This is a genomic window from Actinoplanes campanulatus, from assembly GCF_014647795.1.
GTDB classification, from domain to species: Bacteria; Actinomycetota; Actinomycetes; order Mycobacteriales; family Micromonosporaceae; genus Actinoplanes; species Actinoplanes campanulatus.
Window position 1 is genome coordinate 14,125 of the sequence record NZ_BMPW01000016.1, and the last position, 12,393, is coordinate 26,517.

Consider the following 12,393-nt stretch of genomic DNA (forward strand, 5'->3'; position numbering starts at 1 on the left):
ACCGGCCGCCGGAATCAGTGGGTGCCGCGCCAGCCGCCGAGCGAGGCGAGGCCGACGATCCAGCCGGTGAACAGGCCGTACTGGGCGCCCGAGCCGGCCGCGTTGAACGCGCCGAGCAGGGACGGGTTGCTGAGGAACAGGGTGGCCAGCAGGGCGGCGAATCCGCCCGCGAAGATGTACGCGGCCCAGCCGGCGAAGAACTGACTGATCGTGCCGCGCGCCCGGGCCAGCTGCGAACCGGGCAGCAGGTAGAGGAAGAGCGCGGTCAGCACGACCACCAGGATCGCCTTGAGGTCGCCGACGATCACGTCACGCAACGAGTCGTCGGTGTCGAAACTCCAGTGCGGCCAGGCCAGCAGCCGCAGCCACCAGCCGCCCGCGGTGTCGGGGGACGTGTTCTCCTGGGCCCAGTCCGCATACCACGGACTGCCGAAGACCAGGACGAGTATGAGTGCGGCAAGAGTGCCCGCACCGGGTGCGGTCTTGTACCGGTTACCGAGAGCCATGCCCCCGCGAATTCCCACCGGGGCATGATTTTCAAACGATGACGGTCACTGTTTGCTGAGGTAGTCGATGAACGCCGCCCGCAGCAGTGGCTCCTGCTCCCCGAGATCGCGGCCGTCGAACTCGCGCCACAGGGCGACCGCCTCGTCGACCGTGGGACCGATCGAGTTGGGCGCCCCGTCCAGCGAGGCGGCGTCGGCCGCGTCCGGCAGGTGCCGCAGCACCGCCCAGAAGAAGGCGATGTCGTGTTTCTCCCGCGCCCGTGCGAACGCCTGCACACGCAGGACCTCGGTGGGCAGGGCGTCCAGCTCCGCGAAGCTTTGCGAGGTCATGTCCGAAAGCATAGGTCAGCAGGTGGCACCCCACCGGCCGTCATCCCCAACGGTCACTGCGCGGCGCCGGGGTGGCCGGCGAGTTCCACGTCTCCGGGAGGGTGGGCGACCACGTGCCGTTGGACGCCGCGGCGTTCCACTCCTCGGTGGCCGCCGGCTGGTAGGCGGCGCCGTACGACTCGACGAACCGGGTCACGATCAGGCCCGCCGTGAAGACCGCCGCGGCGATCGCGAACAGGGCGATCTTGAGGTCGAGGCGGTCCGAGTACTCCAGGAAGAGGGTCAGGGCGGTCACCGCGAACAGGGTGCCGAAGATGCCGCCGCGACGGCCGTAGGCGCTGGTGCCGGCGAGCATGGCCAGGCCGAGCGCGATGCCGGTCCACTCGATGCCGGTCTCCGGCTCGATCGGGCGGTCGGCCTGGGCGGCGAACAGCACTCCGGCGCCGACCGCGAAGACCGAGGAGACGATCAGCGCGAGTACGGCGGGGACGGCGGCGGCCGCACCACGGCGGCGGGCCGGGTCGCCGACCGGGCGCATCCGGCCGACGAAGCGGCGCACCGGGCCGATCGCGCCGAGCGCCCCGCCCAGCACCGCGAGCACCGCGAACCCGCCGAAGAACAGGAACGCCTTGCCGGTCGGGTCCCAGTCGCCCTGCACGACGACCGGGCCGGACCGCATCTGGATGTAGACGATGACGCCGAGCCCGGCGGCCAGGGTGGCGGCCCAGCCGGGGACGTGCAGCACGACCACCAGGGCGGCGATCGCCAGGGCGCCGGCGGCCGCGATGATCAGTGCCGGGACGAGCGCCTTGACCACGCCCTGGTCGCCGTTCTCGGCGTACTGGAGGGCGGCGGCCAGGGAGATCGGCCCGAGGGCCAGGTTCGGCACGCCGGCCCGCAGGGTGAGCCCGGCGCCCAGCGTGAGCAGGCCGATCGCGGCTCCGGTGACCAGCAGCGCGTCGAGGGCCGGGCGCTGGAGGGCGGCCACGTCCTCCCGGCGCAGCAGGAAGCCGAGGACGCCCGCGGCGACCAGCAGCATGACCTCCCAGCCGAGGTGGATGCCGAGCCGGTCGCGGCCGTCGTCGGTCACGGCCGGGAGCGCGCCGGTGGTCGTCACCGGGCTCCGCAGCGACTGGTCCAGGGTGGTGCCGGCGGTGTCGTCGTACTGCACCCGGCGCCGGTAGGCGGCCGGGTCGCTCTCGGTCTTCTCGTCACCGGGCCGGCGGAAGGTGGTGTCGTCGTACGCCATGGTCCGCGCCTCCTTACGCCTCCACGAGCGGTTCGAGGCGCACGCTACTCCGGCTGTGTGCCGCCCGCCGCAAAGCATACGGAAACGAGATGGCCTCAGTTCAGAGGCCATCTTTCGTCGAAGATCATCAACGGCTCGTCAACGGCGGTCGGCTTCGTCGTCCTCGCGGTCCGGGCGCTCCGGGACCCGGCAGGCGCGTTCCAGCCAGAGGGCCGCGGCGATCAGGGCGATCGCGGCGGCCAGGGTGGTGGCCGCGGTGGGCACGCTCGACCCGGCCTCGTCCGTCGGCTCCAGCAGCAGCCAGACCAGCAGGCCCGCGGTGAACCCGGCGGACAGGGCGCCGACCAGTGAGGACGCCTTGGCGAGAGCGGCATACCGTGCCACGGCCAGCGGCTGGACCGGCGGCGCGCCCGGCTTCCGCTGGATCCGGGCGCTGGTGTTCTGCGCGAGATAGGCCTCGGCGATGGCGAGCACCCCGAGCACGCCCGCGCCGGTCCACGGCAGCGGGGAGATGTAGTAGAAGAGGTCGTTCGTGGAGATCAGCAGCCAGCCCACCGCCGCGGCCGCCAGAGCGGCCACGATCAGCGCCGACGCTCTGGTCGGCCGGAGCGAGGGATCGGTCCGGCGCGAAGGGTCGTTGCCCGGGTTGACGCTCACTCCATCGACTCTAACGACAGTTCCGGACGGGCTGTGACACCGGCGACGTCGGCCGCCACCTCGGGCGTGTCCAGCAGCGCGGCGACCGGGCCGTGCCCCGGCAGCTCGGCCTCCGGATCCACGGCGAGCCACGGCACCAGCACGAAGGCCCGCAGGTGGGCGCGCGGGTGCGGCAGCGTGAGGACGGGATCGTCGTCGACGACCGGGGTGCCGTCGTCCCGCCGGACGGCGATGACGTCGACATCCAGCGTCCGTGGCCCGAACCGTCGCCCCGGGTCACGGACCCGGCCTTCGGCCGTCTCGCACGCGTGTGCCCGGTCCAGCCAGTCGCGCGGGGTCGCGCCCGGATCCCTCACCAGGACGACGGCATTGAGGTACGGCGGCTGCGCACCGTCTCCCCACGGAGGTGTCTGGTAGATCCCGGAGACCGCGGTGACGCTGTCGCCGAGCAGCGCCACGGCGGCCCGCAGGTGGGCGAGCCGGTCGCCCAGGTTCCCGCCGATGGACAGCACCGCAGTCGTCACGGGCGGTCCCGGCGCAGGGTGACCGCCACGTCGGCGAACTCGTGCGGGATCGGCGCCTGCGGCTTGTGCACGGTCACCTCGGCGGACTCCACCCGCGGGTCGGCGAGGCACACGTCGAGGAGCCGGTCGGCGAGCCGCTCCAGCAGGTTGACCGGCTCACCGGTGAGCACACCGACCAGGGCGGTGGCCAGCTCGCCGTAGTGGACGGTGTCGGTCACGTCGTCACTGCGGGCGGCCGGGCCCAGGTCGAGCTCCAGGGTCACGTCGACCACGAAGTCCTGCCCCTCGGCCCGCTCGAAGTCGTACACCCCGTGGTTGCCGCGGGCCCGCAGGCCGCTCAGCGTGATCCGTCCGGTCATCGGCCCTCCTTCACTTCGGCACGGATCGCCGGTGCGCCCGTCGCCTGCCAGACCGCGAGCGCGTCGGCGGTCGCGCGGACCTCATGGACCCGCACACCCCAGGCGCCGGCGGCGACCGCCAGCAGAGAGGTGGCGAGGGTGGCCGCCTCGCGGCCGTCCACCGGCCGCGGCGTGCCGTCCGGCCCGGCGAGCAGCCGGCCCAGGTAGGTCTTGCGGCTGGCCGCGAAGAGGACCGGGAAACCCAGTTCGATGAGTACGTCGAGGTGGGCGCTGAGCGCCCAGTTGTGCTCGGGCAGTTTCGCGAAGCCGAGACCCGGGTCCAGGACGATCATGCCGGGATCGACGCCGGCCGTGATCGCCGCGTCGGCGCGGGCCCGCAGCTCGTCCCGGACCTCGGTGACGACGTCCGTGTAGACGGCGAGCTTCTGCATCTCGCGGGAGTGACCGCGCCAGTGCATCAGGATCCACGGGCACCCGGCGGCCGCCGCGACCGACGCCATGGCCGGGTCGGCGAGGCCACCGGAGACGTCGTTGATCACGGTGGCGCCGGCCGCGAGCGCCGCCTCGGCGACCGCCGCGCGGGTGGTGTCGATGCTGACCGGTACGCCGTGGGCGAACAACGCCTCGATCACCGGAACCACCCGGGTGATCTCGGTGGCGGCGTCCACCCGCTCCGCGCCCGGCCGGGTGGACTCGCCGCCGACGTCGATGACGTGCGCGCCCTCGGAAAAAAGAGCGACGCCGTGTTGAACCGCGGCGTCGAGGTCGGTGTATCTCCCACCGTCAGAGAAGGAGTCCGGCGTGACGTTGAGGACACCCATCACGACCGGGTGATCCCGGCGAAGCAGTTCAGACCCCGTGAGCTGCGCGTCTGTCGGCGAAGTGGACACAGGTGAAGAGTACGGGGCAGTGGTCCTTCGAACACGCGTACGATGGCACGTGGCGAGGATTCACGCACTCCTTCACCTTGGGTAACGAAACGGGCGCTTGTTGCTCGCATGTACGGGCCGTACTCTTCGGAACTGGGCATCATGAAGTGACCGAAGAGAGCAGAGACGAGCATGGCAGTGCCCGAACGGCTCACTCGACGCGGTGAGTCAGAGGTAGCACCATATGGGCGTTGCCGTACGGCTTCACAACTGCAGTGTGTCCGTACCCCCCACGGACACCGGGAGGTTTACCGATGATCGCCACCGAGATCGCCATCCTGGCCGCAGAGCCAGCCGGCAACATCAACACCGAAGGCATCGTCACCTTCTTCGCGAGCAACATCGCGCCGATCCTGCTCGCGGTCCTCGGCGTGATCTTCATCGGCCGGGCCAGCAAGGGTGAGATCTCCAAAGTGCTCACCAGCTCGGCGATCGCGATCGTGGGCCTGGCGTTCATCGCCGGCGCCGCGACGCTGTTCTTCGTCGGCGAGTCGATCATCGACCTGATCTTCAACTGAGATGCGGCTCCGGACCGACGACGACATCTACCGGGCGCGCCTGGTCTATCTCGGCCCGCCCGGCTACACACTGCCCGTCCATCTGCCCTATGCGCAGTACGGGATGTTCGTCGTACTGGTGCCGCTCTTCATGTTCCTGCACTACCTGATGACGCTCGAGGTCGACCCGTTCCCGGCCTGGGAGATCGCCCTCGCCATGGTCACCACGTCGTACGTGTTCCGGCACGTCGACCCGGACCGGCCGGCCCGTGCCGTCATCAAGACCGCGCTCACCGACTGGCGCCGCACCCGCGAGCCGGCCGTGGAGCAGCGCGACCCCAGACTTGTCGCCACTCGCATCCGGGTTCGGGAGGAGTTGGTATGACCAGTTGCCGCTTCATCCACGCGCACGAGGTCCACGCATGACCGGAACGTATCCGCACGGGCATCCCCGGGCGGACGCCTCGTCCCCGGGCAGGCAGAGTAACGGTGTGCGTTCGGACAACTACTCCCTACCCGACCCGGTCGACGATGCCGACGAGTTCGTCGCCGCGCCCGGGCACGGTGGAGTGGGCGTCTTCCAGGCGCCGCAGCCGGTCCGGCCGCGAGGGTCCGGCGTGGACAGCACCCTGGACATCGACTCCCCCTTCCTCGACCTCTTCGGCGGTGCCCCGGGTCCCCGATCGGGTGAAGCTCACCCCATCTCGCTCCCGCCGCCCGTCGCCGCACCGCCCGTCGCCCCACCGCCGTCGGTCGCCCAGGCACCGCTCTCGCCGCCACCGGTCTCCTCGCAGCCGGTCTCCCCGCCGCCGGTCTCGCCGTCGCCGATGGAGACCTCGCGCGGGTGGAACGGGGCGCCCTTCACCCGGGCGCCGGTCGGGCCCGAACCGGACTTCTTCGAGGAGAACGGCAGGGCCCCGGCACCCGAGGTGGACGACGACGGGTGGACCGACTTCGAGGACTGGCCGCCACCCGCCGCGGTCGGACCCGCCGTCGCGCCGCCGGCCGACCCGGTTCCGGTGTGGCAGGCCCCGGTGTCGGCCGTGCCCGCCCCCCTTTCTCCCGCGCCGCTGCCGGTGCCCGTACCGGAAAAGGCCCCGGCCCGCCGCGAGGAGAAGGCGCCCGCCCAGCGCAAGGAGCGCCGGGAGCCGAAGCCGGCGCCCGTCCGGGCGCCGAAGTTCAAGTTCAACGACCGTGACCCGTCCGTCGAGCTGGCGATCAGCGAGATCGCCGGGCACCTGACGTTCACCCAGAGCACGGTCACCGCCTGGTACCAACTGCCCGAGGTGCGCTGGGCGTTCCGGCCGGACGCCGAACGCGAGGCCCTGCTCAGCGCCATCTCCGAGCAGTACGCCGGGCTCGCCGGCTTCCGCCTGCACCTGCGCCGGACCACCCGGCCCTTCCCGGCCGACGAGTGGGCCCGCACCGTCGACTCGTTCACCACCAAGCCGCTCGCCGACGTGCACGGCGGGACCTCCTGGTCGGACCATCTGGTCGCGGCCCAGCGGCACCTACTCTCGATCAACCACGCCGAGGGACAGACGTACCTCGGGGTGACGTTCGCGCGGCGGTCGCTCGGCGACACCTTCTCCGAACGGATCCTGCGCGTCTTCGGCCGCGGCACCTCCGACGGCGAACGGCGCAAGCTCGGCCGCACCGTCGAACAGTTCGACGAGGTGCTCAACGCGTTCGGCATGCGCGGGCGCCGGGTCACCCCGCAGGAGCTGGAGTGGCTGCTCTACCGGTCGGTGGCGCTGTGCATGGCCCCGCCCGGGCTGCTCTCCCCGGTCACCAACGGCCACTGGGAGACCGGCGACCTGCTGGCGCTCACCGAACAGGTCGAGCGGTACCGGACTCCGTACGGGTCGACGGTCAAGCTGGTCAACCGGATGTCCGGCGAGGAACGGCACGTCGCCGTGCTCTCCGTCGGCCGGATGGAGCCGCTGGAGATCCCGGAGAAGCACGAGCCGTGGATGCACTTCCACGAGCGGCTGCCCTGGCCCATGGAGATCTCCTCACGGATCGACATCCTCGGCTCCGGCAGCTCCTTCAAGAACCTCGAACACCGGCTCCGGATGATCCGCTCGCAGCAGCTCGACTACGCCGAACACGGCATCGACGCCCCGCCCGAGCTGGAACGCCTCGCCAAGCGGGCACTCGTGATCGGCGACGAGATGACCACCGGCCTGCCGGTCGAGTCGGCCCGCGCCCACGGCTGGCACCGGATCGCGGTCGGCGGCGCCACCCGCGAGGAGTGCCTGGAACGCGCCCGGCGCCTGATCCAGCTCTACTCCCGGGAGATGCGGATCTCGCTCCAGCACCCGAAGAACCAGGACCAGCTGGCCCGCGAGTTCATCCCCGGCGAGCCGATCGCCAACACCGGGTACGTCCGCCGCATGCCGGTCAAGCTGCTGGCCGCGGCCCTCCCGCAGGCGGCGTCCACGGTCGGTGACCGGCGGGGCGACCTGATCGGGCGTACCGCGGGAACCTGCCGGCGGCCCGTCTTCCTCGACCTGCACTTCCCCATGGAGGTCCGGGAACGCTCCGGGCTCGGCGTCTTCGTGGCCGAACCCGGTGGTGGCAAGTCGACCCTGATGGGCGCGCTCGGCTACCTCAACGCGCGCCGCGGGGTGCAGGTCACCCTGCTCGACCCGTCCGGGCCGCTCGCGCGGTTGTGCCAGATGCCGGAGCTGCGGCCGTACAGCCGGGTGCTCAACCTGACCGGGTCGGAACAGGGGACGCTGGCGCCGTACTCGCTCATCCCGACCCCGGTGCGGTCCGAGTTCCCGACCGGGCCGGCCGGCGACCGGGAGTACGAGATCGCCGTCTCCAACGCCCGGGCCGAGCGGCGCATGCTCGTCCAGGACATCTGCTCGATGCTGGTGCCGCCACAGGTCGCCAAGGAAGCCTCCACCGCCACACTGCTGCGCCACGCGGTGCGGCAGGTGCCGGCCGAGGAGACCTCCACACTGGACGACGTCGTGCGTACCCTCCAGGGTCTCGACGACGACGAGGGCAAGGAACTCGCCAACCTGCTCCTCGACACCGCCGAGATGCCGCTGGCGCTGCTCTTCTTCGGGCACCCGCCACAGCACCTGCTCGGCGCCGACGCGGCACTCACCGTGATCACCATGGCCGGCCTGCGACTGCCCGACCTCAAGATCGAGCGGGAGTACTGGTCGGCGGAGGAGTCCCTCGCCCTGCCGATGCTGCACACCGCACACCGGCTGGCCGTCCGCCGCTGCTACGGCGGCTCGATGTCCTCCCGCAAAATGGTCGGCCTGGACGAGGCCCACTTCATGGAGGGCTGGCGCTCCGGCCGGTCCTTCCTGGTCCGCCTCGCCCGCGACTCCCGGAAATGGAACCTGGCCGCCCTCGTGGCGTCCCAGAACCCGCGCGACATCCTCGGGCTCGACGTCCAGAACCTGGTCTCCACCGTCTTCGTCGGCCGGATCGCCGAAGACCAGGAGATCGCGTCCGAGGCGCTCCGGCTCCTGCGGGTGCCGGTCCACGACGGGTACGAGGCGACGCTCGCGTCCCTCTCCCAGGTCGACACGTCCTCCCAGCACCGGCTCGGATTCCGCGAGTTCGTGATGCGGGACGTGGACGGGCGGGTCCAGAAAGTGCGCGTCGACGTCTCGTATGTCGACGGGCTGCTCGAACACCTGGATACGACTCCGGGCGTGGCGCCGCCGACGGTTGTGCCACTCCCGTCCGACCTGGAGGTTTGAGATGGTACGGCGGGGGTTGGCGTTCCTCACCACGTTGTTCGTCGCGGTGGTGGCGTCGATCGCTTGGGCGGTCGCGGCGCCTTCCAGCGCGGGTGCGGCGCCTCCGCCGCCGACTAAGGTCCCGGGCGGCGCCTGCAGCGTCGAGGAGTGGCAGCAGGACTTCAAAGCCTGCGTCGATCGCCTCGCGGAAGTCGGTAGCACGCGGGCGCAGTGCCTCAACCCTCCGACTCCCAGCACTCCGGACTCCGGTCTGGCGGGATGGTTCGCTGAGCGCCCAACCTCTGCCACCTCCAACGACTTCCCCGGCCTGTACAGCGACTATGGGAACGCGGGCTACAGCTATACCACCTATGACATGGAAAGCGGCTGCGCATCGACCATTGTTGACGCGGATCAAAAGTTCGAGACAACGATCGCCAACGGCGAGTTCATGGTCGCGACCGCCGTCATCGGGGCTTCCAATGCGCTTCGCGAGCGGGCATGGAACCCGGAAACGCTTTGGGGTTGGGCGGATCCGCTCGTCGACCAGGCAACCAAGGCCGTCTACCAGAAGGTCTTCAGTGTCTTCGGCGTAATCACGCTCGCCGTTATCGGTCTTTACCTCCTTTGGCGATCCCGTCAGGCCGAGATGGGCGCTGCTACGACTACGGTCGGTTGGGCGCTTGTCGTGATGGTCGCGGTCACAGCCATCGCAGCGTGGCCGGTACGGTCAGCGAATATCGCCGACCAGACTCTGATCAGCACCCTAGGCGTGGTCCACGATGCGATCGGCCCTCGACCAGAGGAGCCGCCCAAGGAGTGTGCCCTCGGCCCGAACGCCTGCACAGACACCCGCCCACCAGCCGTGCGCGCCAGCGACACCGCGACGGAAACCATGCTCTACCGCAATTGGCTTCGCGGTCTACTCGGCTCCGCAGACAGCGAGACCGCCAAAAAGTATGGTGAAGCGCTCTACGACGCCAAGACACTTAAGTGGGATGAAGTAGAGAAGATCCGGAGCAACCCGCAGACTCGGGACGCCACGCTGGATCGCAAGAACACTCAGTGGATGAAGGTCGCAGAGCAAATCAAGCAGGAGGACCAGGAGGCTTACCTGTACCTCCAGGGTGTCAACGGCATGGACCGTATCGGCGCCGGATTCATCGCCATGCTGGCGTCAATCCTGTTCGCGATGTTCGACTTCACAGCATCTCTTCTGGTGCTACTTGGCTTCTTGATCTTCCGTTGGGCCGTAATCGCAGCTCCAGTGCTCGGCACAATTGGCCTGCTCCGCCCAGCAAGCGCGGGCATCCGCCGGCTCGGCAACGCGGTGGTCGCGGCTGTCTTCAACATCGCGATCTTTGGAACCGGCGCAGCGATCTATCTCTTCGCCGTTGACCTGATCATGAACACTGCAAGCCTTCCCGGCTGGTTGCAGGTGGTCCTGGTCTGGCTCTGCGGGGTGGTCGGCTGGCTGCTCCTGCGGCCATACCGCCGCATCACCCAACTCGGAGGCAAGGACAGCGCAGCGGCAATCGCCTCCGGTGGCTCATGGCATCGACGTTTCTTCCGGGACATGAGGGAGGCGGCGAAGCTGGAAGTCGCCGAAGGCGGCGGCACGCGGGAACCGACATTCGGCAAGGGCGGCTTGGCCGCCGGGCAGCGGACTGTTCGGCCAGAGTCTCGGTTGGAGGATCCGACGCACTCTCGACGCAGCGAGAGCACCGAAATCGTTCCCGCCGGTGCCCCGACTCGGCCGGACGGAAATGAATCCGTTCATGACGCCGGCCCTTCCACAGCGCCCTCCAAGCAGTCTCAGCCGGCTCGCTCACGCGCCAATTCCGACTGGACCGAGCCGGACGTCGCAGAACGGCCCGCCTCCTACGCGATCTACCGGCCGGAGACGGGCTCGACCAGTCAGGAGCCGGCAAGCCCGCGGGTGCGTTCCGAGGCGAGGTAGCAGATGCCCCGGTTGATCGAGCGTGGCCTCAACGGGATCTTCAGATCCCGCTGGGGGGTCGGCATCGTCATCGCCGCCATCATTCTGGCCGTCGTGGGCATCGGGCGGCTGTTCTCCGACGGGCAGGCGTCGCCTCCTCTCGGGAACAGCAGTCCGGCACCGGTGATCAGCGTGGATCCCTCGGACAACGACAGCGTCGTCTCCCCGGATCCGCCGCCGACTCCGAAGACCAGCCCTGGGCGGGCGCAGCCGGAGGCGGTCGCCTACGCATTCGCCTCGGCCTGGGTCAACCACTCGGACATCACCGCGAAGAAGTGGATGAGCCGCCTGCAACCGAACGCGACCAAAGCGCTCGCGGACAAGCTGCGCGGGGTCGACCCGACCAGCGTTCCGGCTGATCGGGTGATCGGGCGACCGACCCTGGTGGCGGTCAACGAGACCATGGTCAACGCGACCGTGACGATGGATTCCGGCAAGCTCGGTCTTCGGCTCGTGGCACCGGAGGGGTACTGGCTCGTCGACGGCATCGACTGGGAACCGGCGTGAAGTTCCGTCGTCCCCGTAAGGCAGTCCTCGTCGTCGCCCTGGTCACCACGCTCGCGCTGCTGTGCTGTGGCGGAACCCTCACGGTCCTGCTGCTGAACGGACTCACCAACAACGACAACGACCGGTTCCTCAACGCGTCACTGGGCTGCGGGAAGGGCGGCGCGGTCGATCCGGATTCCAAACTGCCGCGGATCCGGCCCTACGGCGCCGCCCAGATCCGCAACGCCGCCATCATCATCAACGTCGGCGTCGACATGCAGCTGCCGCCCCGGGCCTGGGTGATCGCGGTGGCGACCGCCATGCAGGAGTCCCGGCTGAACAACCTCGGGCACCTGGGCTCGCGCAACGACCACGACTCCCTCGGCTTGTTCCAGCAACGGCCCAGCACGGGTTGGGGCACGCCGCAACAGGTTCAGGATCCGGTCTACGCCAGCACGAAGTTCTACGACAAGCTCAAGACGATCCAGGGCTGGGAGAACATGGCACTGACCGAGGCCGCGCAGGCGGTCCAGATCAGTGCCTACCCGGACGCCTACGCGAAGCATGAGCCGCTGGCCACGCAGATCGTCAACATGCTGGCCGACGGGGCCGCCAACGCGGTGGGCAACCAGATCACGCTGGAGTGCGCGGCAGCGGGACAGATCGCGGCCTCCGGATGGACCATTCCCCTGAAGGCGCCGGTCGGTTCCGGATTCCGCAGTGCCTCACGTCCTACCCATCAGGGTGTGGACCTCAGCGTGGAGAAGTACAAGCCGATCCAGGCCGCGGCTAGCGGAGTGGTCTCGCTCGTCAAATGCGACGAGGATTTCCGGGGCCGCAAGACGTGCAATGTAGATGGCTACCCGGGTAAGGGCGGATGCGGGTGGATGGTCGAGATCATCCATGCGGGCAGCGTGATGACGCGTTACTGTCACATGGTGCAACGGCCGTTCGTACGGGAGAACCAGCAGGTCACGGCCGGTGAGGTGATCGGCCGGGTGGGCAGCAGCGGCAACTCGTCCGGGCCGCACCTGCACTTCGAGGTCCATCTGAACAATGACCGGTCCAGCGCCGGCGCGGTCGATCCGGTTCAGTTCATGCAGCAGCAGGGCGCAGCGTTGGGGAACCAGGGATGAGTGGCGGAACG

The 12,393-nt window shown here is 69.6% G+C and carries 13 protein-coding genes; 6 read left to right on the plus strand and 7 right to left on the minus strand.

The annotated features are described in order from the left end of the window. Positions 1-14: 14 nt before the first annotated feature. From IEZ13_RS28020 to folP, 7 genes are all read right to left on the minus strand, one after another. The gene (locus IEZ13_RS28020) at positions 15-506 is read right to left on the minus strand and encodes a hypothetical protein (RefSeq protein WP_183224445.1); all 492 of its coding nucleotides are present in this window, start codon (positions 504-506) and stop codon (positions 15-17) included. Between the two features lie 45 nt (positions 507-551). Then, positions 552-836, minus strand: coding sequence for a hypothetical protein (locus IEZ13_RS28025; protein WP_229795114.1), 285 nt, complete (start codon positions 834-836; stop codon positions 552-554). A gap of 40 nt (positions 837-876) precedes the next feature. After that, on the minus strand, positions 877-2,085 hold the full coding sequence (locus tag IEZ13_RS28030) for an ABC transporter permease (RefSeq protein ID WP_229795116.1): 1,209 nt from the start codon (positions 2,083-2,085) through the stop codon (positions 877-879). 138 nt (positions 2,086-2,223) lie between these two features. Continuing rightward, positions 2,224-2,742, minus strand: a complete 519-nt coding sequence (locus IEZ13_RS28035; RefSeq protein WP_183224387.1) for a DUF3180 domain-containing protein — start codon at positions 2,740-2,742, stop codon at positions 2,224-2,226. Then, positions 2,739-3,266: a 2-amino-4-hydroxy-6-hydroxymethyldihydropteridine diphosphokinase gene (folK, locus tag IEZ13_RS28040; RefSeq protein ID WP_183224385.1), complete on the minus strand. Its 528-nt coding sequence runs from the start codon at positions 3,264-3,266 to the stop codon at positions 2,739-2,741. Before folK ends, IEZ13_RS28035 begins: the two co-directional genes overlap by 4 nt. Then, positions 3,263-3,625, minus strand: a complete 363-nt coding sequence (gene folB / locus IEZ13_RS28045; RefSeq protein WP_183224383.1) for a dihydroneopterin aldolase — start codon at positions 3,623-3,625, stop codon at positions 3,263-3,265. Before folB ends, folK begins: the two co-directional genes overlap by 4 nt. Beyond that, positions 3,622-4,446 carry a dihydropteroate synthase gene (folP, locus tag IEZ13_RS28050; protein WP_183224443.1) on the minus strand — a complete coding sequence of 275 codons (825 nt, stop codon included), beginning with the start codon at positions 4,444-4,446 and terminating at the stop codon, positions 3,622-3,624. The genes folB and folP overlap by 4 nt, the downstream gene beginning before the upstream one ends. A 362-nt stretch (positions 4,447-4,808) precedes the next feature. Here folP and IEZ13_RS28055 point away from each other — a divergent pair, with 362 nt between their 5' ends. Genes IEZ13_RS28055 through IEZ13_RS28080 form a run of 6 tightly spaced genes read left to right on the plus strand, consistent with a single transcriptional unit; the run spans position 4,809 to position 12,382 of the window. After that, positions 4,809-5,072: a hypothetical protein gene (locus IEZ13_RS28055; RefSeq protein WP_183224381.1), complete on the plus strand. Its 264-nt coding sequence runs from the start codon at positions 4,809-4,811 to the stop codon at positions 5,070-5,072. 1 nt (position 5,073) lies between these two features. Then, positions 5,074-5,436, plus strand: coding sequence for a hypothetical protein (locus IEZ13_RS28060; protein WP_183224379.1), 363 nt, complete (start codon positions 5,074-5,076; stop codon positions 5,434-5,436). Positions 5,437-5,473: 37 nt separating this feature from the next. Next, positions 5,474-8,782 carry an ATP-binding protein gene (locus IEZ13_RS28065; RefSeq protein WP_183224377.1) on the plus strand — a complete coding sequence of 1,103 codons (3,309 nt, stop codon included), beginning with the start codon at positions 5,474-5,476 and terminating at the stop codon, positions 8,780-8,782. 1 nt (position 8,783) lies between these two features. Next, positions 8,784-10,721 carry an MFS transporter gene (locus IEZ13_RS28070; RefSeq protein WP_183224375.1) on the plus strand — a complete coding sequence of 646 codons (1,938 nt, stop codon included), beginning with the start codon at positions 8,784-8,786 and terminating at the stop codon, positions 10,719-10,721. A gap of 3 nt (positions 10,722-10,724) precedes the next feature. Beyond that, entirely contained in the window at positions 10,725-11,267 is a 543-nt protein-coding gene (locus IEZ13_RS28075) for a hypothetical protein (protein ID WP_183224373.1), read from the plus strand. Further along, positions 11,264-12,382: a M23 family metallopeptidase gene (locus IEZ13_RS28080; RefSeq protein WP_183224371.1), complete on the plus strand. Its 1,119-nt coding sequence runs from the start codon at positions 11,264-11,266 to the stop codon at positions 12,380-12,382. Before IEZ13_RS28075 ends, IEZ13_RS28080 begins: the two co-directional genes overlap by 4 nt. Positions 12,383-12,393 lie beyond the last annotated feature (11 nt).

Coding starts and splice junctions, on each gene's coding strand:
- IEZ13_RS28020 (WP_183224445.1), bottom strand. CDS start 506: ATGGCTCTCGGTAACCGGTACAAGACCGCACCCGGTGCGGGCACTCTT.
- IEZ13_RS28025 (WP_229795114.1), bottom strand. CDS start 836: ATGACCTCGCAAAGCTTCGCGGAGCTGGACGCCCTGCCCACCGAGGTC.
- IEZ13_RS28030 (WP_229795116.1), bottom strand. CDS start 2,085: ATGGCGTACGACGACACCACCTTCCGCCGGCCCGGTGACGAGAAGACC.
- folB (WP_183224383.1), bottom strand. CDS start 3,625: ATGACCGGACGGATCACGCTGAGCGGCCTGCGGGCCCGCGGCAACCAC.
- folP (WP_183224443.1), bottom strand. CDS start 4,446: ATGGGTGTCCTCAACGTCACGCCGGACTCCTTCTCTGACGGTGGGAGA.
- IEZ13_RS28055 (WP_183224381.1), top strand. CDS start 4,809: ATGATCGCCACCGAGATCGCCATCCTGGCCGCAGAGCCAGCCGGCAAC.
- IEZ13_RS28060 (WP_183224379.1), top strand. CDS start 5,074: ATGCGGCTCCGGACCGACGACGACATCTACCGGGCGCGCCTGGTCTAT.
- IEZ13_RS28065 (WP_183224377.1), top strand. CDS start 5,474: ATGACCGGAACGTATCCGCACGGGCATCCCCGGGCGGACGCCTCGTCC.
- IEZ13_RS28070 (WP_183224375.1), top strand. CDS start 8,784: ATGGTACGGCGGGGGTTGGCGTTCCTCACCACGTTGTTCGTCGCGGTG.
- IEZ13_RS28075 (WP_183224373.1), top strand. CDS start 10,725: ATGCCCCGGTTGATCGAGCGTGGCCTCAACGGGATCTTCAGATCCCGC.